The organism is Microbacterium sp. PRF11, from assembly GCF_031844085.1.
Classification (GTDB): domain Bacteria; phylum Actinomycetota; class Actinomycetes; order Actinomycetales; family Microbacteriaceae; genus Microbacterium.
This window is the reverse complement of the sequence record NZ_JAUZUP010000003.1, coordinates 1-24,254: the sequence shown is the minus strand read 5'-3', so window position 1 is coordinate 24,254 and position 24,254 is coordinate 1. Positions and strand designations below refer to the sequence as shown.

General features: G+C 72.3%; 21 protein-coding genes. 8 read left to right on the top strand and 13 right to left on the bottom strand.

All coding sequences use genetic code 11. From position 1 onward, the window contains the following. Nucleotides 1–6: 6 nt before the first annotated feature. Nucleotides 7–1,005: an aldose 1-epimerase family protein gene (locus Q9R20_RS08925; RefSeq protein WP_311249015.1), complete on the bottom strand. Its 999-nt coding sequence runs from the start codon at nucleotides 1,003–1,005 to the stop codon at nucleotides 7–9. A 127-nt stretch (nucleotides 1,006–1,132) separates the two neighbouring features. On the opposite strand from Q9R20_RS08925, the gene Q9R20_RS08920 reads away from it, so the two are divergent. The 7 genes from Q9R20_RS08920 (at nucleotide 1,133) to Q9R20_RS08890 (ending at nucleotide 9,233) form a co-directional block, all read left to right on the top strand. Further along, nucleotides 1,133–1,972, top strand: a complete 840-nt coding sequence (locus Q9R20_RS08920; RefSeq protein ID WP_311249014.1) for an aldolase — start codon at nucleotides 1,133–1,135, stop codon at nucleotides 1,970–1,972. Continuing rightward, complete coding sequence (locus tag Q9R20_RS08915) at nucleotides 1,969–3,123, top strand: Gfo/Idh/MocA family oxidoreductase (RefSeq protein WP_311249013.1); 1,155 nt, start codon at nucleotides 1,969–1,971, stop codon at nucleotides 3,121–3,123. Before Q9R20_RS08920 ends, Q9R20_RS08915 begins: the two co-directional genes overlap by 4 nt. A 190-nt stretch (nucleotides 3,124–3,313) precedes the next feature. Further along, on the top strand, nucleotides 3,314–4,309 hold the full coding sequence (locus tag Q9R20_RS08910; RefSeq protein WP_311249012.1) for a LacI family DNA-binding transcriptional regulator: 996 nt from the start codon (nucleotides 3,314–3,316) through the stop codon (nucleotides 4,307–4,309). Nucleotides 4,310–4,499: 190 nt separating this feature from the next. Next, nucleotides 4,500–5,402 (top strand): SDR family oxidoreductase, encoded by a 903-nt coding sequence (locus Q9R20_RS08905; protein WP_311249011.1) that lies wholly within the window; start codon nucleotides 4,500–4,502, stop codon nucleotides 5,400–5,402. Between the two features lie 323 nt (nucleotides 5,403–5,725). Further along, nucleotides 5,726–7,120 (top strand): alpha/beta fold hydrolase, encoded by a 1,395-nt coding sequence (locus Q9R20_RS08900; protein ID WP_311249010.1) that lies wholly within the window; start codon nucleotides 5,726–5,728, stop codon nucleotides 7,118–7,120. Continuing rightward, nucleotides 7,117–8,670 carry a GMC family oxidoreductase gene (locus Q9R20_RS08895; protein ID WP_311249009.1) on the top strand — a complete coding sequence of 518 codons (1,554 nt, stop codon included), beginning with the start codon at nucleotides 7,117–7,119 and terminating at the stop codon, nucleotides 8,668–8,670. The genes Q9R20_RS08900 and Q9R20_RS08895 overlap by 4 nt, the downstream gene beginning before the upstream one ends. 218 nt (nucleotides 8,671–8,888) lie before the next feature. Then, nucleotides 8,889–9,233 carry a LysR family transcriptional regulator gene (locus Q9R20_RS08890; RefSeq protein ID WP_311249008.1) on the top strand — a complete coding sequence of 115 codons (345 nt, stop codon included), beginning with the start codon at nucleotides 8,889–8,891 and terminating at the stop codon, nucleotides 9,231–9,233. A 97-nt stretch (nucleotides 9,234–9,330) separates the two neighbouring features. Here the strand turns inward: Q9R20_RS08890 and Q9R20_RS08885 are convergent, their stop codons facing one another. From Q9R20_RS08885 to Q9R20_RS08830, 12 genes are all read right to left on the bottom strand, one after another. Next, complete coding sequence (locus Q9R20_RS08885; RefSeq protein ID WP_311249007.1) at nucleotides 9,331–10,971, bottom strand: ABC-F family ATP-binding cassette domain-containing protein; 1,641 nt, start codon at nucleotides 10,969–10,971, stop codon at nucleotides 9,331–9,333. Next, complete coding sequence (locus Q9R20_RS08880; RefSeq protein WP_311249006.1) at nucleotides 10,968–11,426, bottom strand: hypothetical protein; 459 nt, start codon at nucleotides 11,424–11,426, stop codon at nucleotides 10,968–10,970. Before Q9R20_RS08880 ends, Q9R20_RS08885 begins: the two co-directional genes overlap by 4 nt. Before the next feature lie 260 nt (nucleotides 11,427–11,686). Continuing rightward, nucleotides 11,687–12,616: a site-specific tyrosine recombinase XerD gene (gene xerD, locus Q9R20_RS08875; protein WP_311249005.1), complete on the bottom strand. Its 930-nt coding sequence runs from the start codon at nucleotides 12,614–12,616 to the stop codon at nucleotides 11,687–11,689. 1 nt (nucleotide 12,617) lies between these two features. Further along, nucleotides 12,618–13,199 (bottom strand): NUDIX hydrolase, encoded by a 582-nt coding sequence (locus Q9R20_RS08870; protein ID WP_311249004.1) that lies wholly within the window; start codon nucleotides 13,197–13,199, stop codon nucleotides 12,618–12,620. A 1-nt stretch (nucleotide 13,200) separates the two neighbouring features. Further along, on the bottom strand, nucleotides 13,201–14,898 hold the full coding sequence (locus Q9R20_RS08865) for a CTP synthase (protein ID WP_311249445.1): 1,698 nt from the start codon (nucleotides 14,896–14,898) through the stop codon (nucleotides 13,201–13,203). Nucleotides 14,899–14,970: 72 nt separating this feature from the next. Further along, entirely contained in the window at nucleotides 14,971–17,865 is a 2,895-nt protein-coding gene (locus Q9R20_RS08860; RefSeq protein WP_311249003.1) for a hypothetical protein, read from the bottom strand. Next, complete coding sequence (gene recN, locus Q9R20_RS08855) at nucleotides 17,862–19,556, bottom strand: DNA repair protein RecN (RefSeq protein ID WP_311249002.1); 1,695 nt, start codon at nucleotides 19,554–19,556, stop codon at nucleotides 17,862–17,864. Before recN ends, Q9R20_RS08860 begins: the two co-directional genes overlap by 4 nt. Further along, nucleotides 19,553–20,473 carry an NAD kinase gene (locus Q9R20_RS08850; protein WP_311249001.1) on the bottom strand — a complete coding sequence of 307 codons (921 nt, stop codon included), beginning with the start codon at nucleotides 20,471–20,473 and terminating at the stop codon, nucleotides 19,553–19,555. Before Q9R20_RS08850 ends, recN begins: the two co-directional genes overlap by 4 nt. Further along, entirely contained in the window at nucleotides 20,470–21,270 is an 801-nt protein-coding gene (locus Q9R20_RS08845; protein WP_311249000.1) for a TlyA family RNA methyltransferase, read from the bottom strand. The genes Q9R20_RS08850 and Q9R20_RS08845 overlap by 4 nt, the downstream gene beginning before the upstream one ends. Further along, nucleotides 21,267–21,431 (bottom strand): hypothetical protein, encoded by a 165-nt coding sequence (locus tag Q9R20_RS08840; RefSeq protein ID WP_311248999.1) that lies wholly within the window; start codon nucleotides 21,429–21,431, stop codon nucleotides 21,267–21,269. Before Q9R20_RS08840 ends, Q9R20_RS08845 begins: the two co-directional genes overlap by 4 nt. A 19-nt stretch (nucleotides 21,432–21,450) precedes the next feature. After that, nucleotides 21,451–22,488, bottom strand: a complete 1,038-nt coding sequence (locus Q9R20_RS08835; RefSeq protein WP_311248998.1) for an HAD-IIA family hydrolase — start codon at nucleotides 22,486–22,488, stop codon at nucleotides 21,451–21,453. Next, nucleotides 22,485–23,237 (bottom strand): hypothetical protein, encoded by a 753-nt coding sequence (locus tag Q9R20_RS08830; RefSeq protein WP_311248997.1) that lies wholly within the window; start codon nucleotides 23,235–23,237, stop codon nucleotides 22,485–22,487. Before Q9R20_RS08830 ends, Q9R20_RS08835 begins: the two co-directional genes overlap by 4 nt. Here Q9R20_RS08830 and Q9R20_RS08825 point away from each other — a divergent pair. Next, a partial coding sequence (locus Q9R20_RS08825) for a hypothetical protein (RefSeq protein ID WP_311248996.1) occupies nucleotides 23,190–24,254 on the top strand: 1,065 nt, incomplete at its 3' end. The genes Q9R20_RS08830 and Q9R20_RS08825 overlap by 48 nt on opposite strands.

Sequence of the window (24,254 nt, the reverse complement as noted above, 5' to 3'; positions counted from 1 at the left end):
ACGTTGTCAAGTCACGGGTTCGTCACGCATGACATCGATGTCGAGACCGAGCTCCCAGGACGCGCCCGGCGCGAGCGGCCGCAGCAGTCCGCGCGCCCGTGCGTCCTCCCGCCCGAGGATGGTCGCCGCCGTGGCCGGCTCCACCCCGAGCACCATCCCGTCGTCCTGCGCCACCCGCCACTGGAACATCGCCGGCAGCTCCCGGGTGTCGAACGAGATCCGGATGCCGAGCCCCGACGCTGCCCTCACCTCGGCGCTCACGCGACCGACGTCGGGCAGGTCGTGGTGGAACACCTGCTCCGGGTACGCGGCGACGGGGGCGGGGAACTCCGCCCAGGTGGACAGGCCGGCCTCGGCGGCGGCGTCGCGGGCGTGGACCCGCGCGGCCGGCGAGCGCAGCACCGAGCCCGCATCCACGAGCGGCCACCCGAGATTGACGTGGTAGAGCACCATCGGCTCGACCTCGCGCGAACCGCGGTTCACGATCTCGTCGCGCAGCTCGATGCGCGATCCGCCCAGCGGTACCCGCACGCGTCTCCGCAGCTCGAGGTGCGCACCGAGCACGCTCGCCTCGACGACCACCCCCTCGACGACCACGGCGTCCGCGGTCACCTCCGCGCGGGTGACGGATGCCGCGAGCCAGCTGTACCGGCCGTGCTGCGGATGCTCCCCCTCGGCGTCGACCGAGGGCGGGCCGAACGACAGCAGTCCGCACGTGGTCACGAGACCTCCACCGAAGGACGCCCCGAAACCGGAGGCTCCGGGCCGGGGCCACCCGGTCGGCGACACCCACGCCAGGGGGACGCCCCGATGGCGGAGCTGCCCGAGGTCGAGACCTCGATCGGGCAGCAGTTCGAGATCGGTCTCGCCCGCGACGATGCGCAGGCGCCGGGTGCCGGCATCCGGCCCGTCGGTGCGGAGGGACTGCTCCACCGCTGCGATCTGGGCGACCGCCCCCGCGCGCCGGCGCGCCTCGTCGATCGATCGCCCGTACAGCTCGCCCATGAGCCCCGCCTTCCTCGCCGTGACGGGGCCACGCTAGCAGTGATTGACAACGTTGTCTTGCTCCCCTCATACTGACCGTCGAGCGCAGAGCCGCGCCCCGACCCGACGTTTCGGAGACCCACACCCCATGTCGAAACCCCGCCTCAACCGCCTCTTCAACGCACGGTCCGGCCGCGCGCTCGACGTCGCCGTCGACCACGGCGCCTTCCACGAGCCGTCGTTCCTCACCGGCATCGAGGACATGGCGAAGACCGTCGCCACGCTCGTCGACGCCGGTCCCGACGCCGTGCAGCTCGCCCTCGGGCAGGCGCCGCTGCTGCAGTCCGTCCCCGGCAAGCAGAAGCCCGGTCTGGTGCTGCGCACCGACATCGCCAACGTCTACAACGATCCGCTCGAGTCGCCCCTGCACAGCATCCACGTCCCCGACGCGATCGAGGTCGCCGTGCGTCTCGACGCGGTGGCCGTGTGCGTGAACCTCCTCGACCTCCCCGGCGAACCGCAGGTGCGCGAGCAGTGCATCCGCTCGATCCTCGCGCTGCGCACGGACGCCGAGAGGTACGGGATGCCGCTCATGATCGAGCCGCTGGTCATGCAGACCAAGCCCGGCACCGGCGGCTACGGCGTCGACGGCGACACCACCAAGGTCGTCACGCTCGTGCGCCAGGCCCGAGAACTCGGCGCCGACCTCATCAAGGCCGACCCCACCGACGACATCACCGAGTACCACCGTGTGATCCAGGCCGCCGGCGACACCCCCGTGCTCGTGCGCGGCGGCGGACGGGTCGACGACCGCACGCTCCTCGAGCGCACGCAGGCGGTCCTCGAGCAGGGCGCCCGCGGCATCGTCTACGGCCGCAACGTCATCCAGCACCGCGACCCGGCCGGCATCACCGCCGCCCTCATGGCCGTCGTCCATGAGGGAGCCTCCGTCGACGAGGCGCTCACCCTGATCGGGGGCGCCGAATGACCGGGAAGAAGATCGGCGTCGGCATCATCGGCGGCGGCCTCATGGGGCGCGAGATCGCCGCGGCCCTGCGCCGCTGGCCCGCCCTCATCGACCACCCGGCCGAGCCGGAGCTGGTCGCCGTGTGCGACATCAATCCCGCAGCGCTGGAGTTCTTCGAGCGCATCGACACCGTGCAGCTGACCACGACCGACCACCACGAGCTCCTCGCCGACCCGCGGGTCGACGTCGTGTACATCGCCGTTCGGCACGACCTGCATGAGCGCCTCTACGTCGACACCGTCCGCGCCGGCAAGGCGCTGCTGGCCGAGAAGCCGTTCGGCATCGACCGCGCCGCCGCCGACGCGGTGGTCGCCGCGATCGAGGAGACACCCGGATCGTTCGTGCGCGTCTCGAGCGAGATGCCGTTCTTCCCCGGAGCGCAGTGGGCCGTCGACTACGTGCGCTCGGGTGCGCTGGGCCGGATCGTCGAGGCGACATGCACGTTCCTGCACGCCAGCGACATCGACGTGAACAAGCCCCTCAACTGGAAACGGCAGAAGCAGTTCTGCGGCGAGGCCGGAGTGCTCAACGACCTCGGCATGCACACCTGGCACGTGCCGCTGCGCCTCGGCTGGACGCCCGAGAAGGTCGTCGGCATCCTCCAGGACATCGTCACCGAGCGCCCCGGCCCCGACGGCACGCCCCAGCCCTGCGACACCTGGGACAACGCCGTCATCCACTCGTGGGCACGCCACGAGGGGGCGCCGTTCCCCCTCACGACCGAGACCAAGCGCATCGCCCCGGGCCAGAAGAACACGTGGGAGTTCGAGGCGATCGGCATGTCGGGCGGGGTGCGCTTCAGTACGAAGAACCCTAAGCAGGTCGAGGTCTTCGCCTTCGTCGACGTCCCGGGTGTCGGTCGCGAGCAGAGTTGGCAGAGCATCGACGCAGGCAGCCAGTCGGTCTGGCCGACGGTGACGGGCCCCAACTTCGAGTCGGGATTCTCGGATGCCATCCTCCAGATGTGGGCGGCCTACCTGGCCGAGTACCTGGGCGAGCTCGGCGACGGCTTCGGCTGTGTCCGGCCCGACGAGGCCGCGCTGACGCACCGCCTGTTCGCCGCCGCGATCGTCTCGCACGAGACGGGCGCCCTGGTCATCCCGGAGGCGTAATCGTCCCGCGGCGAGCGCCGACCGTTCGCGGCGGGTTCGGTGCATGGGGGCGGCCCACGTGCGCCCCGATGCACCGAACGCGCCCCGATCCGCGCCGCGATGAGGAGCCGGGAGCCGGATCTGCTCGGTATCCCGCTCCCCTCAATATGCTCGGAGGATGCCGCACCCGACGGCACCGGCGAGGAGACGCATGCGCAAGACCGGCCGACCGACCATGGTCGACGTCGCCGCCGACGCCGGCGTGAGCCTGAAGACCGTCTCGCGCGTCATCAACGGCGAGCCCAACGTCGATGCCGCCATGATCGAGCGCGTGAACACCTCCGTCTCGCGGCTGGGGTACCACCGCAACGCGCTCGCGGCGAGCCTGCGCTCGGGCAACCGCGACACGATCGGGTTCATCGCCGCCGACCTGTCCAACACGTTCTACATGGCGGTGGCGGCGGCGGTGTCGACCGTGGCCGCACGCGAGCGCATGCACATCGTCATGGCATCCAGCGAGGAGGACGCCGGGACCGAGCGCGCCCTCGCCCTCGACCTCTGCCAGCGCCAGGTCGGCGGCCTCATCGTCGTGCCGACCGCGGCCGACCACTCCTACCTCGCACGGGAGGTGGAGCTCGGCACGCCCGTGGTGTTCCTCGACCGCCCCGGCAGCGGCATCCCGGCCGACGCGATCCTGCTCGACAACCGCGGCGGCGCTCGCGAAGCGGTGGCGGAACTGCTCGCCGCCGGGCACCGCCGCATCGCCGTGCTGATGGACGCCCGCACCATCTACACGATGAGCGAGCGCTGGGCGGGGGTCGTCGACGCGTTCACGGCGGCCGGCCTCGAACCCGACCCCGCGCTCGTGGTCGAGGGACTGCACACCCCCGCCGGCGCGCGGGAGGCGATGGAGCGCCTCCTCGACTCCGCCGACCCTCCCACCGCCGTGTTCTGCGCCAACAACCGCGCGACCATCGGCGCGCTCGAGGCGATCCTCCCCCGCGGGGCCGACGTCGCCATCGCCGGCTTCGACGACTTCGAACTGTCGCGCCTGCTCCCCCGACGCATCCGCATCGTCGACTACGACGTCGCCGCTCTCGGCACGCGCGCGGCCGAGACCCTCCTGGCCCGCGCCGCCCGGCCCGCCACGGGTTCGCACACCGATCTGGTGCCCACGCGGCTGGTCGACCGCGGCGGCGTCGCCTGACCCCGCCGGCGCCCTTCGTCGAGACGGCGGCGCCCCGGCATCCGCGCCCCCGCGCCCCGCATGGCGGCCGCGAGCCCGGCATCCGCCCGCTCCGCCACCATGCCGTGCCCCGCGTCACGACCGTGGGCCTCGGCATCCCGTTGCCGTCAAGGCCCCGCCCGGGCCTTGCCCCGGTGCCTAGCGTCGGTTCATGACCTCCGATCGCGACCAGTTCACCTTCGACAACCCCGTCACCCGTTACGCCCGTGTCGAGCCGCCCCTGCAGCACCAGCCCGAACCCGGCGTGCAGGCCGAGATGACCCCGGTCCCCGACCTGGGTGAGAAGACCTACCGCGGTCTCGGTCGCCTCGAGGGACGCAAGGCGCTCATCACCGGCGGAGACTCCGGCATCGGCGGGGCGGTCGCGATCGCCTTCGCGCGCGAAGGCGCCGACGTCGCGATCGTGCACCTGCCCGACGAGCAGCGCGACGCCGACCACATCCTCGAGCAGATCCGGGATGCCGGTCGCACCGGCGTCTCGATCGCGACCGACATCACCGACCCCGGCGCGTGCCGAGAGCTCGTCGCCCACGCCGCCGAGGCGCTCGGCGGCCTCGACATCGTCGTGAACAACGCCGGAAAGCAGGTGATGGTCGAGAAGGTCGACGACCTGTCCGACGAGCAGTTCGAGCAGACCTTCCGCACGAACGTGTTCGCCCCGTTCTGGATCACGAAGGCGGCGCTCGCCCACCTCCCCGAGGGCGGCACGATCATCAACACCGCCTCGCTGGAGGCCTACGTCCCCGCGCCCGACCGCCTCGACTACGCCGCGACGAAGGCAGCGATCAACAACCTGTCGAAGGGCCTGGCCCAGCAGCTCGCGTCGCGCGGCATTCGCGTGAATGTCGTCGCGCCGGGGCCCACGTGGTCGGCGCTGCAGGTGAGCCAGGGCGTCTCCGACGACCAGATGGAGCACTTCGACGACGAGAGCACCTACCAGCGCGCCGGGCAGCCGGCCGAGATCGCGCCCGCCTTCGTCTTCCTCGCCTCGGCCGAGTCGAGCTACGTCTCGGGCGAGACGCTGAACGTCAACGGCGGCATGGTCACCCCGTAATCCCACCGCCCGATCGCCCCGGCCCGCCGTGCGCGGTCGGGGCGATCGGCGTGCGCGGTGCCTTGGCCCTCGGCCAGCGCGCGGTCGGGGCGATCGGCGCCGCGCCCCACCCGCCGAACTCCTGACCCACGCCGCCCCGCCCCCCGCCGCCGCCGCACATTCCGCGGAACGGCGCGCCCCGCGCCGCCCGCGGCCCGCGTTTCTCCGGAGTTCGACGACCCAACGCCGCGCCCGACACCCCGCTTTCTCGCAACGTGCTTGCGCAAATCGTGTCGATCCGCAAGCGACCCGTTCCGGCACCCCGAGTAGGCGAGCGTGAAGACATGCCCACCGACTCCCCCGCCGCCTCCGGCGAGGCGCCCCTCACCCTGTACCTGCTGCACGCGTTGGGCGCCAGCGCTGCCTCCTTCGACCGCCTCACCGAGCGGCTGGCCGGACGAGTCGAGGTGCGCGGCATCGATCTCCCCGGCTTCGGTTCGGCCGCGAGCGCCCCCGACTCGACTCTGGACCAGACCGTCGAGCACGTCATCCGTCACCTGACCGCCCATGATCGCGGACCGTGGATGCTCGGCGGGCACAGTATGGGCGGTAAGATCGCCGCTCTCGTGGCCGCCCGCGTGCTCCGTGGCGACGCCCCCCTGTCGGGGCTGCGCGGGATGGTGCTCATGGCACCGTCGCCACCGCGTCCCGAGCCGATGGACGAGGAGCGCCGCGAGCTCATGCTGTCGTGGGTCGCCGACGGTGCGATCGGCGAGCGCGACGCGCAGACCTTCCTCGACCAGAACACTGCCGAACCCCTCGACGCGGGCGCCCAGTCCATGGCCCTCGCCGACCTCCGCCGCACCTCGCCCACGGCGTGGCGCGCATGGCTCGAGACCGGCAGCCGCATCGACGCCACCGCCGAGGTCGCAACCCTCGACCTCCCCGTGCTCGTCCTGGCGGGAGAGGATGACGCCGACCTCGGTGCCGCGGCTCAGCCCGGACTCCTCGCGTCGGTGTATCCCCGTGCGCGTTTCGTGCCGCTCGCCGATACCGGCCACCTGATCCCACTCGAGCGCGACACCGAGGCCGCCGAGGCGATCTCCCGCTTCGTCGATGACGAGGTGCGGGTCGGGCCCGTCGTGCCCGACGACTGGGCGAAGCTCATCGCCGGCGACCGCGTCGACGACCGGGTTCGCGGCATCCTGAACCGGCGCGCGATCCCCGACGACCGGGGCTACGCCCCCGAGGTGCTGGACCTCGCCCAGCTGACGCTCCTGCGCGAGATCGCCGATCTGGTGGTGCCGCAGGACGGCTCGGCGATCGACCTCGCCGGCCGCGTCGACGCGCAGCTCGCCCGCGGGGAGGGCGACGGGTGGCGCAACGCCGATCTTCCGCCCGACCCCGAGGCGTATCGCGCCGGCCTCGACACGCTCGCCGCCGTCTGGCCGACCGACCCCGCCGATCGCGAGGCGGTCCTGCGCGCCGCGATCGAGGGGACCACGGATGCCGACGGCCCCCTCGATCCCGCCCGGCTGAAGCTGTGGCTGGAGGACGTGCGCAACGATCTCGTGCGGCAGTGGCTGGCGCACCCGGCGAGCATGGCGCGCGTCGGATACGACGGGTTCGCCACCGGCGGCAGCCCGATCCGCGGGTACGTGGAGCTGCGCCTGGGGCGCCGCGAAGACTGGGAGCCCGCCGGTGTCGGCGGCTCGATCACGACGGGAGACGCGGCATGAACCTCGAGCAGATGCGTACGTACGGCACCGACGACACGGTCGACGTGGTCGTCGTGGGGACGGGTGCGGGCGGGGCTCCGCTGACCGCCGAGTTGGCCCGCAAGGGTCTCAGCGTGGTCGCCCTGGAGGCGGGGCGTCACTTCTCGCTCGACGACCTCACCCCCGACGAGACCGAGGCCGTCGAGATCAACTGGATGTCGGAGCGCCTGAGCGGCGGCGACGACCCCACCGCTTTCGGCCCGAACAACAGCGGTCGCGGTGTCGGCGGCTCGATGCTGCACTGGGGTGCCTTCACCCCGCGCCCCGACCGACGCGACCTGGCCCTGCGCACCGAGTCGGGCGTGGGCCGCGACTGGCCCGTCGACCCCGACGAGCTGCTGTCGTACGTCGAGCGCGTCGAGGGCGACATCGGCGTCTCGGGGCCGACCCCCTACCCGTGGGACCCGTCGCGCACCTACGCCTACGCCCCGGCGAAGCGCAACGCCCCGGCGAATCTCGTCGCGAAGGGCTGCGACGCGCTCGGCGTCCGGTGGGCCGACGCCCCCGCCGCCGTGCTCACCCGCGCGCGACTGCAGGACCACCACGGCGAGCGTGGCGCGTGCATCAACTGCGGCGAGTGCCACCAGGGCTGTCGAGCGGATGCCAAGGCCTCCACCGCCAACACGTACCTTCCCGCGGCGGTCGCCGCCGGCGCCGAGATCCGCAGCGAGGCGATGGTGCACGGGATCGAGCTCGACGCCCGCGGCCGCGTCGCCGCGGTGGTGTACCGACAGGGCGGCGTGGACGTGCGCCAGCGCTGCCGGGCGCTCGTGCTGGCCGGCGGCGGCGTCGAGACGCCGCGTCTGCTCCTGCACACCGGTCTCGCGAACGACAACGGCCAGGTGGGCCGAAACTTCCTCGCGCACGGCGCCACCCAGGTCTGGGGACGCTTCGACGAGCCGGTGCGCGGACACCGCGGCTATCCCTCGTCGCTCATCAGCGAGGACATGATGCGTCCCGACGACGCCGATTTCGCCGGCGGCTACCTCGTGCAGAGCCTCGGGGTCATGCCGCTGACGTTCTCGACCACGCTCGTGCGCGGCGGCGGGCTGTGGGGCCCCGAGCTGCTGCAGCGTCTCGAGCAGTCGCGGTTCATGGCGGGTATCGGCATCAACGCCGACTGCCTCCCCTCCGAGGACAACCGCCTCACCCTCGCCGACGAGACCGACGAGTTCGGCATCCCCCGTGCGCGCGTGACCTTCACGGCGGGAGAGAACGAGAAGGCGATCGACCGGCACGCGACGGCGTTCATGCTGCGCGTCATGGAGGCGGCGGGGGCGCGCGAGACGATGGTCCTCGCGCGCACCGCGCACACGATCGGCACGGCGCGCATGTCGGACGACCCGTCCGACGGGGTGGTCGACGCCGACGGCCGCTCGCACGAGATCCCCAACCTCTGGATCTGCGACAACTCGGTCTTCCCGTCCGCGATCGCGGCCAACCCCGCGCTGACGATCATGGCCCTGTCCTTGCGCACGGCCGACCGCTTCCTGGCATCCACTGCCGCCTGAGGACGCGCCGGTCCCGTGCCGCGCTCGCGCCGCGGGACCGGGCCCCGGCGTCGCGGGACGGCCCCGCCTCACCGACATCACACGATGCGCACGAGAGCGCACGATCCGTACGCCACCCATCGTGCGCTCTCGACCCGATCGTGTGTTCTCGCGCCCGCGCCACCGCCCGGGCCCCGTCGCCGTCGAGCGTGGCCGTCCGGCACGGGAGAATGGATGCCATGAAGCTCGAGCACCTCGTCCGGTTCGCCGCCCTCGCCGAGGAGCTGCACTTCCCGCGCGCGGCCGAGAAGCTGCGCATCCCCCTCGCATCGCTGTACACGACCCTCGACAAGCTCGAGGAGGAGGTCGGCCAGCCGCTGGTGCAGCGCACCGCGCCGACGCGGCTCCTGCCGGCCGGCGAGCTCCTGCTCGAGGAGGCGCGCCGCCGCATCGCCGACGCGCCACCGCCCGCGCCGAAGCAGAAGGCTCCCGGCGGAGGCAAGGCCAAGGCCAACAAGGGCAAGGGCCGCGCCCCGATCGTGAAGGGCCAGCCCAAGCCCTACAAGAAGCGCCAGGGCCGCTGAGCCCCCGATCGATGAACGCTCGCTGCACGGAGAAACGCCCTCGGAGGGCGTTTCCGGGGCAGCGGGCGTTCATCGGTGGCCCACGACGGCACGAGCCCTATTGCTCGGTGACGACCCCGGCCTCGACGCGCCAGCGCCGGTCGGTCTGCACGGCGGCGAGCATGCGCCGGTCGTGCGTGACGAGCAGCAGGGTGCCGGTGTAGGACTCCAGCGCCTGCTCCAGCTGCTCGATCGCGGGCAGGTCGAGGTGGTTGGTCGGCTCGTCGAGCACGAGCACGTTGACGCCGCGCGCCTGCAGCAGGGCCAGACCCGCTCGCGTGCGCTCCCCCGGTGAGAGGCCGTCGACCGGCCGGGTGACGTGGTCGGCCTTGAGGCCGAACTTGGCGAGCAGCGTGCGCACCTCCCCCGAGTTCAGCTCCGGCACGAAGCCCTCGAACGTCTCGGCCAACGGCCGCTCGCCCACCAACAGCGATCGCGCTTGATCGATCTCGCCGATCTCGACGCTCGCGCCCAGGCTCGCCGTCCCCTCATCCGGCGTCTGGCGGCCCAGGATGCCACGCAGCAGCGTCGATTTGCCGGCACCGTTCGGGCCGGTGATGCCGATCCGATCCCCGGCGTTCACCTGGAGCGAGACGGGTCCGAGCGTGAAACCGCCCTGCCGGAAGACCGCCCCCGAGAGGGTGGAGACGACGGAACTGGACCGCGGCGCCGACCCGATGGTGAACTCGAGCTGCCATTCCTTGCGGGGCTCCTCGACCTCCTCGAGCCGCGCGATCCGGCTCTCCATCTGCCGCACCTTCTGCGCCTGCTTCTCGCTCGACTCGGTCGCGGCCTTGCGCCGGATCTTGTCGTTGTCGGGCGCCTTCTTCATCGCGTTGCGCACACCCTGGCTCGACCACTCCCGCTGCGTCCGCGCGCGAGCGACGAGATCGGCCTTCGTGTCGGCGTATTCCTCGTATTTCTCCCGCGCCTGGCGCCGCAGGGTCGCGCGCTCCTCGAGATACGCGTCGTAGCCGCCGCCGTACACGCGGTGCGCGTTCTGCGCGAGGTCGAGTTCGAGCACGCGGGTGACCGAGCGGGCGAGGAACTCCCGGTCGTGGCTGACCAGCACCACGCCGCCTCGGAGCCCCCGCACGAACGCCTCGAGGCGCTCGAGGCCGTCGAGGTCGAGGTCGTTGGTCGGTTCGTCGAGCAGCGCGATGTCGAAGCGCGACAGCAGCAGGGCGGCCAGCCCCACGCGCGCCGCCTGGCCTCCGGAAAGACCGGTCATGAGGGCGTCAGGACCGACGTCGAGGCCGAGGTCGGCGAGCACGACCGGCATCCGCTCGTCGAGGTCGGCCGCTCCGCTCGCAAGCCACCGTTCCAGGGCCGAGGCGTAGGCGTCGTCGGCGCCGACGGCGCCGGGATCTCCGAGGGCCGCGGCCGTGGCATCCATCTCCTGCGTCGCGTCGGCGCAGCCGGTGCGGCGGGCGATGTACTGCGCCACGGTCTCGCCGGGCAGGCGCTCGTGCTCCTGCGGGAGCCACCCGACGAACGCGTCGGCCGGGGCGAGGCTGATCGTCCCGGCCTGCGGCTCGTCCGCTCCGGCGAGAAGGCGCAGCAGCGTCGACTTGCCCGCACCGTTCGCCCCCACCACGCCGATCACGTCACCCGGCGCGACGGTGAGGTCGACGCCGTCGAAGAGCGTGCGGTGTCCGTAGCCCCCGGCGAGGCCCTGCGCGACGAGGGTGGCGGTCATCCCCCTAGTTTCTCAAAGCGATCGGTGTGCGACGGACGCAGGTCAGCCCGCGCACCCGGTGACGAGAGCCGGTTGCGCCGGCGTCGCACGGCGGCCTCGACCATCATCACGAGAACCCCGACGGCAGCGACGGGAACGGTGAAGCCCGTGCCGACGGCGAGCCAGATGGGCGTGGGGAGTGGCGGGAGTGCGCTCAACCCGCCGTGAACCATCCAGGCGACGACGCTGCCCGTCCAGACGATCGCGACGAGGAGAGCGACGACGAAGCCGCTTCCGCGGGAGAATCGCGTCCGGTGAGCGAGCGCCAGGCCCGCGAGAACACAGAATCCGAGGGCCGCGAAGAAGAGCACAGCTGCGATCATCGCGGTGACGTTCTCCTCACCCCTCACGCTGGTCCCCCACAGGCTCATGAACAGGATGAAGCCCCACATCCAGCTCAAGACCGCCCACGGCACGAGCGCAAACAGAGCCGCCGCCCCGGACACTGCCCGCCCCCACCGATGTTCGTGCTGTGCGACCATCGTCGATCCCTCGTCTCATTCGTCATGCGTGCGTCAGAGCCGTGCATGAGCCGCCGACGCGCCCACCCGATGTTTGCGCAGGAACCGACGGGCGGCAAACCCGTCCGCCGGATGACGACGGTCGTCGGGGGCTTCGTGCGCTCACGCGGCATCGCACGTGCTGCGGCCCGGGCCGACTCCGCCCTGTGCCTTCGTCACCGCGCCCGCGGATGCGCCCCGGCGTAGACGTCGCGCAACGCGTCGACCGACACGTGCGTGTAGATCTGCGTGGTGGCGACCGAGGCGTGCCCGAGCAGCTCCTGCACGACCCGGACGTCGGCGCCGCCCTGCAGCAGGTGGGTCGCGAACGAGTGCCGCAGGGTGTGCGGCGAAACGTGGGCGGTGAGCCCGGCGTTCTCGGCCGCGGCCTGGATGATCAGCCAGGCGCTCTGGCGCGAGAGCGGCGCTCCCCGCACCCCGAGGAACAGCTTCGGGGTGGCGCGTCCCTTCGCCGCGAGCGCCGGACGCACGCGCGTCAGGTACGCCTCGATCGCCGACCGCGCGTAGGAGCCGACCGGGACGACGCGTTCCTTGTCGCCCTTGCCGCGCACCCGCAGCATGTCGCCGTGGGCGAGATCGTCGACGTCGAGCTGCACGATCTCCGATACCCGCGCTCCGGTCGCGTACAGCAGCTCGAGCAGGGCGCGATCTCGCACCGCGGCCGGTTCCGCCGCGGAGGCGTCCGCCGATCCGGGCGCGGGGCCGGCGGCATCCAGCAGCTCGGTGATCTGCGCGATCGTGAGGGCCTTCGGCAGGCGTTGCGGGGCCTTCGGCGGACGCAACCGCGAGCTGGGGTCGGTGTCGACGCGCCCCTCGCGCACGAGGAAGCGGTGCAGCCCCCGCACCGACGACTGCAGCCGTGCGAGCGACGACGACGCCGGCGGGGGCTCGGCCGAGGCCCGCTCGGCGGCGAAGTCGGCGATCAGCGCCGGGGTGACGGCATCCACCCCGCCGACCCCGCGCGCGCCAAGCCACTGCGTGTACAGCGCAAGGTCGCGACGGTAGGCCGCGACGGTGTGATCGGACAGCCCGCGTTCGAGCGCGACGTGCCGCAGATAGGTCTCGACCGCGCGCTCGAGCTCCACGTCAGCGGGCGGAGGCCTCGCGGCGCAGCACCTCGGCGGCGGCCAGGGCGCCGGTGGCCAGGATGCCGTTGCGCAGGCGCCCCGCGAGCACGGCGTCGATCACGTCGGCGAGTGCCACGCGCTCGACGCGCATGTCGGACTCCTCGTGCTCACGCTCGTAGTCGGTCTCGACGGAGCGCAGGCCGCGGGCGAGGAAGAGGTGCACGACCTCGTCGTTGCCGCCGGGGGTGGTGTGCATCGAGACGAGGTGCTGCCACCGGTCGGCCTCGAGGTCGACCTCCTCGGTCAGTTCGCGCTTCGCCGTCTCGAGCGGCGGCTCGCCCTCGACGTCGAGCAGACCCGCCGGGATCTCCCAATCGCGTTCCTTGATGGGGTGGCGGTACTGCTGGATCAGCACGACGTTCTCGTCGTCGTCGATGGCCACGACGGCCGCGGCCCCCGGGTGCTCGACGTACTGACGCGTCATCTCGCCGTCGCCGTAGCGCACCGTGTCGGACCGCACATCCCACACCGCCCCCTCGTAGACGAGCTCGCTGGAGACGACCTCGAGGTCGACGCGCTCGTCGCGCAGCTGGTCGGACACGTCAGTCCTCCTCGACGTCGAACAGCTCGCTCGAGCGGTGGCGCTCGAGAGCGGCACCGACGAGCCCGCGGAACAGCGGGTGCGGCTCGGTCGGACGCGAGCGCAGCTCGGGGTGGGCCTGGGTGGCGATGTAGTACGGGTGCACGTCGCGCGGCAGCTCGACGAACTCGACGAGGTCGAGGTCGGGGTTCAGTCCCGAGAACACGAGACCGGCGTCGCTCAGCTGCTGACGGTAGGCGTTGTTCACCTCGTAGCGGTGGCGGTGGCGCTCGGAGATGCTGTTCGCGCCGTACACCTCGGCGGCCAGGGAGCCCTCGGCGAGCGCCGCGGGGTACAGGCCCAGGCGCATCGTGCCGCCCAGGTCGCCGCTCTCGAGGATGTCGACCTGCTCGGCCATGGTCGCCACGACCGGGTGCGCGGTGTCGGGATCGAACTCGCTCGACGACGCCCCCTCGAGGCCCGCGACCGTGCGCGCGTATTCGATGACCATGCACTGCAGGCCGAGGCAGATGCCCAGCGTGGGGATGCCCTGCTCGCGGGCGAAGCGGAGGGCGCCGAGCTTGCCCTCGATGCCGCGGATGCCGAAGCCACCGGGCACGATGATGCCGTCGACCGCGCCGAGCGCCTTGGCCGCACCCTCGGGCGTCTCGCACAGGTCGGAGGGGATCCACGTGATCTTCACATGCGTCTCCTGCCCGAAACCGCCGGCCTTGATCGCCTCGGTGACGGAGAGGTAGGCGTCGGGCAGGTCGATGTACTTGCCGACCAGCCCGATGGTGACCTCGTGCTTGGGGTTGTGCACCGCCTGCAGCACGCGGTTCCAGCGCGACCAGTCGACGTCGGCGGCCTTGGCGATGTCGAGCGCGTCGACGATGTAGGCGTCGAGACCCTGATCGTGCATCATCGTGGGGATGTCGTAGATGCTCGGCACGTCGATCGCGTTGACGACCGCATCTTCGTCGACGTCGCACATGAGCGCGATCTTGCGCTTGTTGGACTCGGTGACGGGCCGGTCGCTGCGCAGCACCAGGGCGTCGGGCTGGATGCCGATCGAGCGCAGCGTGGCCACGGAGTGCTGGGTGGGCTTGGTCTTCTGCTCGCCCGAGGCGCCCATGAACGGCACGAGCGAGACGTGCACGAAGAAGACGTTCTTGCGGCCGAGCTCGTGGCGGATCTGGCGGGCGGACTCGATGAAGGGCTGGGACTCGATGTCGCCGACGGTACCGCCGATCTCGGTGATGATGACGTCGGGCTGCGGCTGCTCGCTGGCCTGCAGGCGCATGCGGCGCTTGATCTCGTCGGTGATGTGCGGGATGACCTGCACGGTGTCGCCGAGGTACTCGCCACGACGCTCGCGCGCGATCACCTGCGAGTAGATCTGCCCGGTGGTGACGTTGGCCGCCTGGCTCAGCTCGATGTCGAGGAAGCGCTCGTAGTGACCGATGTCGAGGTCGGTCTCGGCGCCGTCGTCGGTGACGAAGACCTCACCGTGCTGGAACGGGTTCATCGTGCCCGGATCGACGTTGAGGTACGGGTCGAGCTTCTGCATGACCACGCGCAGTCCGCGAGCCGTGAGGAGGTTGCCGAGGCTGGCCGCCGTCAGGCCCTTCCCCAGGGAGGAGACCACTCCTCCGGTGACGAAGATGTGCTTCGTCGTGAAGGTCGTGTCGTCTGAGTGTCCCGCGTCCGAAGTCTGCATCACGGGCTTCGATCCTATCAGTCGCGTTCGGGGGTTCGTCCGGAAGTCTGGCAGCACCGTCCGACATCGGCGTCACGCCCGTGTGTCGATCGCGCGTCGTCGCTTCTTCCGGCCGGGCCGCGCCGTGCTCGGCGGTGGGGACGACGCCGTCGGCGGACGTCCCTTGCCGGGTTTCGGCCGCCGCGTGGCGACGAAGGCGATGATGACGACCACGATCGACAGCCCCAGCGGGACGAGCACGACGGGCACGATCGGATCCTCGTCCGTCGCCTCGCCGGAGGCCCAGCCGACGAGGAACACCTGAGCGACGGTGAGGCTCAGGGGGAGCCAGCGCGCGATGTCGCGTCGGAGGCCGACCCGGCTGCCCGCGGGTGCCCCGATGAGCCCGAGCACGATCGCCAGCACGGCGAGCAGAGGACCGATCACCCAGGGCAGTGCGGTCCATAGGCGGTGCCCGATGCCCGGCGGCGGGGACGCGGCGAACGTATCCGCCGCGAAACGCAGCTCCAGCCCGGCGAACTGCGAGGACGACGGCCAGAGACTGTTCCGCTCGAATTCCTCGTCGCTCCTCTCGTCGAAGGCGATGACGGTGTCCGCCCCGCGCTGCAGGCTCTCGCCGAGGGGGACGGGCGGCGCCGAGGGGCGATACGGCGACTGGTCGAGCCACCCCGATCCGTCGACGAGACGATCGGCGAGCTCGTCCGAGAGGGTCAGCGCCACGCGCAGCCGTTCCGTATCGACGTCGACGAGCTCCCACGACGACGACCACCACGGCATCAGGGCCGTCCACGTGAGCTGGTCGACGGGCCCGTCAGCCGCGACCACGGGCCGCTCCAGCGCGTACCGCACCTCCACGTCGTGCTCGCCCGCCCAGTCGTCGGGAAGGCGCGTCTGCACCACCGCATGGTCCAGGCGGCGGCTCTGCACGAAGGGGACGTCCTCGCCGTCGATGGCGATCGCCTCGACGCGCAGCCCCTGATCGTGACCGTCGACGACATCGCGCCACGCGCGGGTCACCTGCGGCACCGCGCGCAGATTGCCGATCACCGTGGCCCGCAGCCGCTCGACGACCTCCAGTCGTGCTGCGCCGTCGTCGCCGCGTGTGAGCGCGGCCTCGATGTCGGCGTCGGTGACGCCCACGCCGTAGTCCCCCGACACACCCTCGAGGACGTCGTCCTGGTCGGGGGCATGGCTCGTCGCCGCAGGGGTCAGGAACGCCAGCGCCACCGCCCCGGCCACCACGGCGAGGGCCAGGGCGCGTACGCTGAGCCTGCCCGGGCCGAAGAACGCGGGGTCGGCGCCGGCTCGTCGGCCGATGCCTTCCCGGGCGAGCAGGCGGCGGACCAACCGGCCGGCCGCGCGGGGCCGTTCGAAGAGAAGGACGTACGGCAGGTCGGCCGAACGCAGAGGGGTGCGCTCCGCCGCGAGCGTCGTTCGCAGGTGCAGGCGCTGGCCGAGCAGGTGCTCACGGGCGAGGGCACCAGCGCGGGTGAGCGGGCGAGCGCTCAGGGCGATGGCGAAGACGGCGATCGCGAGCACCACGGCCAGGGCCGCGGCGACGGGAGGCCACCACTCGAGCGTGAGCGCGCGCTGATGCGACAGCTGCCGAGCAAGCCCCAGCTGCAGAGCGGTCAGGGCGACGGCGCCGCCGAGGAAGGCGTCTCGGACGAACCCGCTCGGCACCCGGCGCAGACCGTCGTCGAACTGCTTCCTCCACGCGGGAGAGAAGCGGAAGGCGCGCCACGAAGGTATGAGGTCGCCCCACCGGCCCGCTCGGTACCCGGCGCGGGCGAGGCGCCGGGTCAGGCGCGGATCGGTCGGCGAACGCCGCCACTCCTCGAGCGCTTCGGCGATCGCGGCGGTGCGTCGGGCGCCCCAGAGGCGCGCGTCGAGGGCGAGCGAGCTCCCTCGGCGCGGCGATGACTCGGGGACGAACCAGGCCCGGCCGCGCGCGTCTCCCCAGGCCACGGTGCGCGCCGCGAGGGCGAACAGCACGCCCGCCGCGAGCAGCAGCAGCGGGACGAACGGCCCGTACGCCTGCACGAAGAACAGCGGTGACGGTCCCGGCATCGCGAAGGTCCCGGGTGCGAAACGCATGGTGAACCAGAAAGACCCGTGCGGCGGGATGTTCTGGTCGTTGTCCACCTCGTAGACGAGCGGTTCGGATGCCGCGTCCTCGGGCTCCATGGTCACCGACCCGCTCACCAGCAACCACGCGATCCCCGAGGTGGGCTGCCGGGCGAAAGCGTCGGCGAGGTCGCGCGGGACGTTGACGCGCAGCGCACTTCCCGACACCCCGTGCGGCCACTCCGGCCCGAACACGTCCCACTGCAGCACCTGGTACGGAAGATCCGACGACAGGTCGCGGTCGTCGTAGGCGACATCGGTGAGCACGTAGGTCAGCTCGACCGGGTGCGAGCCGGTGAAGCGTCCTCCCGCGTCGATCGTGTACGTCGTCCGGGTGGGCCCCGTCGTCACGCGCGGGTCGATCGGGCGCCCGTCGAGGCGGGCGCCGACGAGCCTCGGGGCGAGGTCGTGCCCCTCGTACTGCGTCGCGACGACGCGTTCGATCGCGTCCTCGTCGACATCGTCGGGAAACACCGCCGTGAAGCTCTCGCGCACGGTCACGACCAACTCGCCCTCGTTGCCGCGGGCGAGGGTGTAATCGGCCGAGAAGTCCTTCGCGATCCAGGTGCTCGTGGCATCGCCGGCCGACGAGGTGATGTCGTCGAACGTGAGGGGCGCGTTGATGACCGGACCCACCAGCAGCAGGATGCCGATCGCGGTCACCGCCGCCCAGAAGATCTGGATGCCGCGGCGCAGTCGCGTGCCGCCGTGCGAGCGCAGCCACGACTCGAGGCGTTCGAGCAGGCGCGACAGCGCGGCCCACAACGGGGTGTGCCGTGGCGGGGGGAGATGTGTCGCCTCCGGCGGCGCCGTGAGCGCGTCGTCGGGGGCGTCGGTCATCGGCTGCGCCCGGTCTCCAGCAGTTCGCGGGCGTGGGTGAGCGCGGCCTCGGAGTCGCTGAGCCCCGACAGCAGGCGGGCCATCTCGGCTTCGCGTTCGGCTCCGTCGAGCCGTCGGACACTGGATGCCGTCACCGCACCGTCGTTGCCTTTCACCACGGTGAGGTGGTTCCCGGCGAACGCGGCGACTTGGGCGAGGTGGGTGACCGCGATGACCTGCGACGATTCGGCGAGACGCGCCAAGCGGCGTCCGACCTCGATCGCCGCTGCCCCGCCGATACCGGCATCCACCTCGTCGAACACGAAGGTGGGCACCGGGTCGACCCCGGCGATGACGACCTCGATCGCGAGCATGACGCGGCTGAGCTCGCCCCCGGATGCTCCACGCGAGACCGGCCGCGGGTCGGCGCCGGGGTGCGGGGCGAGCAGGATCGACACCTCGTCGCGTCCGTGGCCGGCGGGGGCGGCTGGGGCCACCTCGACCGTCAGAGCCGCGTCCGGCAGCGCGAGCGCGTGCAGCTCTTCGGTCACGGCCGCGCCGAGGCGTGCGGCCGCTTCCCGCCGCGCGGCGGTGAGCGCGTCGGCAGCCGCGTCGAGCGCGGCGGCCGCCTCGTCGCGACGCACGCCGAGGCGTTCGATGCGGTCGCCGTCGTCGTCGAGCTCGACCAGACGAGCCGAGCCCGTCTCGAGCAGCGCGATCGCGGCATCCACCGATCCATGCGTGCGGGCCAGACCCGCCAGCACGCCGCGGCGTTCGTCGACGGCCGCGAGCTCGTGCGGGCCGGACTCGTCGAGGTCGGCGAGGTAGCCCGACAACGCGACCGAGGCGTCGGTCGCCCGATAGCCGAGGTCGGCCACGGTCTCGGCGATGGCGGCGAGGGCGTCGTCGCTGCCCGCGATGCGCTCCAGTGCGCGCCGGGCTTCGGCGAGCAGCGTCACGACGTCGGGAGAGCCGTCGTCGTTCGACAGCGCCGCGTGGGCGGTGACGGCCGCGACGCGCAGCTCCTCGGCGTTCGCGAGGCGCTCGGCCCGACGGGCGAGCTCCTCGTCCTCTCCGGGGAGGGGCGCCGCAGCTTCGATCTCGGCGATCGCGGCACGCAGCTGTGCGGCCTCGCGCGCTCGATCGTCGCGGTCGGTCGTGAGCGTGGTCAGCTCGGCGTCGAGCGCGCGCCACTCGTCCCATGCGGCACGGTAGCGACTGCGCGCGCTCGCCACGGCTTCGCCGCCGAAACGGTCGAGCGCCTCGCGCTGGGCCGATGCCGACCGCAGCCGCAGCTGGTCGGACTGACCGTGAACGACCACGAGGTCGTCGGCGAGGTCGGCGAGCACACCGGCCGGAGCGGTACGGCCGCCCACGGTCGCCCGGCCGCGTCCTTCGCTCGAGACGGTGCGGCCGAGGTAGAGCTCGGCGGCGCCGTCGCCCACGGGTTCGACGTCTCCCCCGGCCTCGCGCACGCGCTCGACGACGGGACCGTCCTCGGGCACGATCCAGACGCCCTCGACGGCGGCCTGGGCCGCCCCTGAGCGCACGGCTCCCGAATCGGCGCGCTGACCGAGCAGCAGTCCCAGCCCGGTGACGACCATGGTCTTGCCTGCGCCGGTCTCGCCGGTGATGGCGGTGAAGCCCCGACCGATCGGCAGTGTCGCGTCCGCGATCACGCCGAGGTCTTTCAGGCGCATCTCCTCGATCACGCCGCGCCTCCCGCCGAGCCGCGCCACCCGGTCACCGGCAGTCTGAACTTGCGCACGAGCCGGTCGGTGAAAGCGGCCGGGTGCAGACGCGCGAGGCGCACCGGCCGCGACGACCGACGCACCATCACGCGGGCGCCCAGGGGCAGCTCGTGCGAGCGTCGGCCGTCGCACCACAGGATGCCGCTCCCGCTCGTGCGCTCGAGCACCTCGACGGCCACCATGGCGTCGGGGCCCACGACCAGTGGACGGGCGAACAGGGCGTGCGCCGACAGCGGCACCACGGCGATCGCCTCGACGGTGGGCCAGATGACGGGGCCTCCCGCCGAGAAGTTGTAGGCCGTCGACCCGGTGGGAGAGGCGACGACGACCCCGTCGCAGCCGAACGACGACAGCGGGCGCCCGTCGACCTCCATCACGACTTCGAGCATGCGCTCGCGGCTGGCCTTCTCGACCGTCGCCTCGTTGAGGGCCCACGTCTCGTAGATGACGGAGTCGTCGGCATCCAGGACGCGGACGGCCAGGGCCAGGCGCTCCTCCACCGTGTAGTCGCGCTCGATGACACGGCGGACGGCGTCGTCCATGTCGTCGCGCTCGATCTCGGCGAGGAAGCCGACGTGTCCCATGTTGATGCCGAGGATGGGGACGGTCCCGCCGCGCACCATCTCGGCGGCGCGCAGGATGGTGCCGTCGCCGCCGAGCACGATGGCGAGCTCGACGTCGTCGATCGCGACGTCGTCGCCGAGCGTCGCGACGCCCTCGAGGGTGAGACGCTCCGCGAGCTCGGGGCGGTCCTCGGCCGAGACCACGGGGGTCGCCCCGGCCGCCCGCACCGCGGTGATGATGCGCTCGGCGGCGTGGACGGTGTCGTCGCGGCGCGCGTGGACGACGAGGAGGATTCGGCGATCGCTGGGTGTCATCGGCTTCCGGTCAGTCGGGTCACGGTGCTCTCCCATTCTGAGGGCTCGGTGCCGTGGGCGGCCGAGAACCACGCGACGTACTCCTGGTTGCCGTGCGTTCCCACGATCGGCGATGCGATGAGACCGGCGGTACGCAGTCCTGCATCCCAGGCGGACCACAGCACGCCGTGCACGGCATCGGAGCGCAGCGCGGGGTCGGTCACCAGCCCGCCCTTCACGGCGGTGCGACCGACCTCGAACTGCGGCTTGATCAGCAGCAGCACGTCGGCGTCGGGCGCGGCGGTGGCGGCGACCGCCGGGAGCACATGCTCCAGCGAGATGAACGAGAGGTCCCCGGTGACCACGTCGGGGCGCGCATCGACGCCCGTGGCGGCGGCGAGCGTGTCGGCGGTCATGAACCGCACGTTATACCCCTCGACCGACACGACGTCGGCGTCGGATGCCACGACGGTGGACAACTGCCCATGGCCGACGTCGACGGCCATCACCGGACGCGCCCCGCGCTCGCGCAGGACCTGCGTGAAGCCGCCGGTCGAGGCCCCGAGGTCGAGAGCGACCCGGGATGCGACCTCGACGGGGAAGGCGTCGAGGGCGGCGAGGAGCTTGTGCGCGGCGCGACTGACGTAGTGATCATCGCCGGCGACGTCGATGACGGTGTCGTCCGAGACGGGGGCGGAGGCCTTGACGACGGGGCGACCGTCGACGCTCACGAGACCGCCGGCGATGAGCTGGGCGGCGTGCGAACGCGAGCGCGCGAGCCCCCGGGCGGCGAGCTCGGCGTCGAGGCGCGGGCTCACGGGCTCGACGACGCGTCGGTCGGCGCGGACTCGAGACGCCGCGCCAGCTCGTCGTGCACGGCGGCGTAGGCCTGCGCCCGCGTCTCGAGCGGTTGCTCCTCGATGAGGCGCAGGCGGTCGATCAGTTCGGGGGCGGCATCCGGGGCGGCGCTGTCCGACATGGATGCCATGCTACCGACGTCAGCGCACCCGGAACGGGTCGGCGTAGAGCTGCTCGGGAACGCGGAAGCCGAAGATGGCGCGCCCGGAGTTCCAGATGGCCGCCGCCCCAGCACGCAGCAGGTCGATCTGCCGCGAGCCGGCCGCGACGATGCGCAGGTCGACCCCGTCGATCTCGACCACGGCGTCGCCGACGCGCGTGCGGTCGCCCTTGACGATCGTCGCCGGGTAGGGCTCGAACAGCTGCCGCAGGTCCTCGACGATGTAGTCGGGGCGCTGCGACGGCGGTGCGGCCAGCACCTGTTTCGGCCGATCGATGCCGGTGAGCACGAGGAGCGAGGGCATCTCCGCGGTGCGTGCACCCTGGATGTCGGTGTCGAGCCGGTCGCCGATGAACAGGGGCGACTGCGCGCCGGTGCGCGCGACCGCGACATCGAAGATCGGCCGTTCGGGCTTGCCGGCGATCGTCGCCAGACGCCCCACGGCCGTGTGCACGGCCGACACGAGCGTGCCGTTTCCCGGCGCGATCCCGCGCGCCTGCGGGATGGTCCAGTCGCTGTTCGTCGCCACCCACGGGATGCCGCCGTCCTCGATCGGCGTGGCCAGCGCGTACGCCGCCTCGGCGAGGTGCTTCCACCCGACCTCCGGCGCGAAACCCTGCACGACCGCGGCCGGGTGGTCGTCTGCGCTGCGCGTGACGACGAAGCCCGCCTTCTCGACCTCGACGACGAGCCCCTCCCCGCCGACGACGAGCAGGGTCGACCCGGCGGGCACGAGCTGCGTCATCAGACGCATCGCGGCCTGCGGGCTAGTGGTCACGTCGTCGGGCGCGACGCGCAGACCGAGCGACGTGAGATGCTCGGCGACCGACGCATCGGTGCGCGAGGCGTTGTTGGTGATGTAGCCCAGTCGCCGTCCTTCGCTCTGCGCGCGATTGAGGCTGTCCACCGCGTGCGGCAGCGCTCCCGGCCCGGCGTAGACGACGCCGTCGAGATCGGCGAGGACGACGTCGACCCCGTCGAGCGGCGTCGCCTCCGGCGCACGCCGCCCGAAGATCATCGCTGCTCCTCCGCGTCCGCGTCACCCGCGACGGTGGCGATCGTGTCGTCGCCGGCGGCGGGCTCCCCTGCGCCGACCGACTCGTCGTCCTCAGCCGCGGGTGCCGAGGCGACGGGCGCCTCGTCGTCGGGATCGGCGACGGGGATGACCCCGGATGCCACGTCGACACCGCCCTCGTCGTCGATCAGGTCGATCTCCTCGACGACGATGACCTCGCGGTCGGCGACCCCCGATGCCGCGTCGAGCGCGTCGGAGGCGATCTCGGCGCGGCGCTGCCATTCGGCGGCCTCGTCGTCGCGCCCCAGCTCCTCGAGGACCGCAGCGCGAGCCGAGAACAACGCGGGGCTCCACTCGAACGCACGGTCGGGGTCGGCCTCGGGGATCTCAAGTTCCTGCAGGGCGCGCTCGGTCTGACCGAGATCCAGACGTGCGCCCGACATGGCGATCGCGAGCTGCACGCGCACGGGCGTCGACAGGGTCGATCGGTCGACCGCGCGGCCCTCTTCGAGGGCGCGGTCGGGGCGGCCCACGCCGCGCTCGCTGTCGACGATCAGCGGGAGCTGCTCGTCCGAGCCGGTGATGCGACGGTGGGTGCGCAGCTCGCGCAGAGCGAGAGCGAAGTCGCCCACGGCGTAGGCGGTGATCGCCACCGTCTCACGGACGACGCCCACGCGGCCGGCGCTCCGAGAGGCGGCCAGCGCGTGCTGGTGCGCGAGCTCGGGGTCGTCGTCGATCAGCCGCGCGGCCATCGCGAGGTGGCGGGCGACGTTGTCGGCGTTGTCCTTGCTGAGGGTTTTCAGCTCGTTGCGCGCCGCACCCGGGAGGTCGAAGGCGGTGACGTCCTCGGGGATCTCCGGTCCACGTTCGCGACGGTCCTGCGGAGGCCGGGTCGCGCGGGCGCCCTCACGGTCGAAGCGCTTGGGAGCACCGGCACCCGGGCGGCGATCGCCCGACGGTCGACGATCTCCGAACCCGCGCGACTGGCCGTCTCGGCGGTCGGGACGCGAGTCGGAGCCCCGGTAGGCGGGACGCCCCTCGCCCTGGCCGCGATAGGGGCGGCTCTCTCCGCCACGCTGTGCGGGACGGTCCCCGTCTCGACGAAAAGGACGAGCGTCCCCGTCACGGCGCGGACGACCGGCGCCCTCGCCGTCGCGACGGAACGGGCGGTCGCTCTCGCGGCGGACCGGACGGTCACCGTCACGACGTGCAGGACGCTCGCCCTCCCGACGGAACGGACGACTGTCGCCGTCACGCCGAACAGGCCGATCACCGTCATGACGGAACGGACGATCTCCCTCGCGGCGGACCGGACGATCACCGTCACGACGCTCCGGACGGTCGCCTTCGCGGCGGAACGGACGATCCCCGCCCTCACGACGGAACGGACGTTCGCCCTCACGACGGAACGGACGGTCGCCCTCGCGGCGCACCGGACGATCCCCGCCCTCACGACGGAACGGACGGTCTCCCTCGCGGCGCTCCGGACGCTCACCGTCGCGCCGGAACGGACGGCTGTCGCCTTCACGACGAGCGGGACGGTCGCCCTCGCGACGGAACGGGCGGTCGCCCTCCCGGCGGGGTCGCCCGCCACCCTCGCCGTCACGACGGAAGGGACGGTCCCCGCGGCCGGCGGAGCCTCCACCCCGGGACGGGCGTCCTTGTCCGAACGCGCGCTCCCCCGAGCGCCCTTCGCTGCTGCTCGAGTCGTTCGCGTCGTTCGACATGACTTTCCTCCCGGGAAAAAACTACCCGTAAAATGCGAAATG

What these genes read in the sequence shown, in the direction of transcription:
- Q9R20_RS08890 (WP_311249008.1), top strand. Translation starts at nt 8,889, where the DNA reads ATGAAGCTCGAGCACCTCGTCCGGTTCGCCGCCCTCGCCGAGGAGCTG.
- Q9R20_RS08915 (WP_311249013.1), top strand. Translation starts at nt 1,969, where the DNA reads ATGACCGGGAAGAAGATCGGCGTCGGCATCATCGGCGGCGGCCTCATG.
- Q9R20_RS08865 (WP_311249445.1), bottom strand. Translation starts at nt 14,898, where the DNA reads ATGCAGACTTCGGACGCGGGACACTCAGACGACACGACCTTCACGACG.
- Q9R20_RS08835 (WP_311248998.1), bottom strand. Translation starts at nt 22,488, where the DNA reads ATGATCTTCGGGCGGCGTGCGCCGGAGGCGACGCCGCTCGACGGGGTC.
- Q9R20_RS08840 (WP_311248999.1), bottom strand. Translation starts at nt 21,431, where the DNA reads ATGTCGGACAGCGCCGCCCCGGATGCCGCCCCCGAACTGATCGACCGC.
- Q9R20_RS08885 (WP_311249007.1), bottom strand. Translation starts at nt 10,971, where the DNA reads ATGACCGCCACCCTCGTCGCGCAGGGCCTCGCCGGGGGCTACGGACAC.
- Q9R20_RS08830 (WP_311248997.1), bottom strand. Translation starts at nt 23,237, where the DNA reads ATGGCCGCGCGGCTGATCGACGACGACCCCGAGCTCGCGCACCAGCAC.
- Q9R20_RS08895 (WP_311249009.1), top strand. Translation starts at nt 7,117, where the DNA reads ATGAACCTCGAGCAGATGCGTACGTACGGCACCGACGACACGGTCGAC.
- Q9R20_RS08850 (WP_311249001.1), bottom strand. Translation starts at nt 20,473, where the DNA reads ATGACACCCAGCGATCGCCGAATCCTCCTCGTCGTCCACGCGCGCCGC.
- Q9R20_RS08925 (WP_311249015.1), bottom strand. Translation starts at nt 1,005, where the DNA reads ATGGGCGAGCTGTACGGGCGATCGATCGACGAGGCGCGCCGGCGCGCG.
- Q9R20_RS08900 (WP_311249010.1), top strand. Translation starts at nt 5,726, where the DNA reads ATGCCCACCGACTCCCCCGCCGCCTCCGGCGAGGCGCCCCTCACCCTG.
- Q9R20_RS08920 (WP_311249014.1), top strand. Translation starts at nt 1,133, where the DNA reads ATGTCGAAACCCCGCCTCAACCGCCTCTTCAACGCACGGTCCGGCCGC.
- Q9R20_RS08910 (WP_311249012.1), top strand. Translation starts at nt 3,314, where the DNA reads ATGCGCAAGACCGGCCGACCGACCATGGTCGACGTCGCCGCCGACGCC.
- Q9R20_RS08860 (WP_311249003.1), bottom strand. Translation starts at nt 17,865, where the DNA reads ATGACCGACGCCCCCGACGACGCGCTCACGGCGCCGCCGGAGGCGACA.
- Q9R20_RS08905 (WP_311249011.1), top strand. Translation starts at nt 4,500, where the DNA reads ATGACCTCCGATCGCGACCAGTTCACCTTCGACAACCCCGTCACCCGT.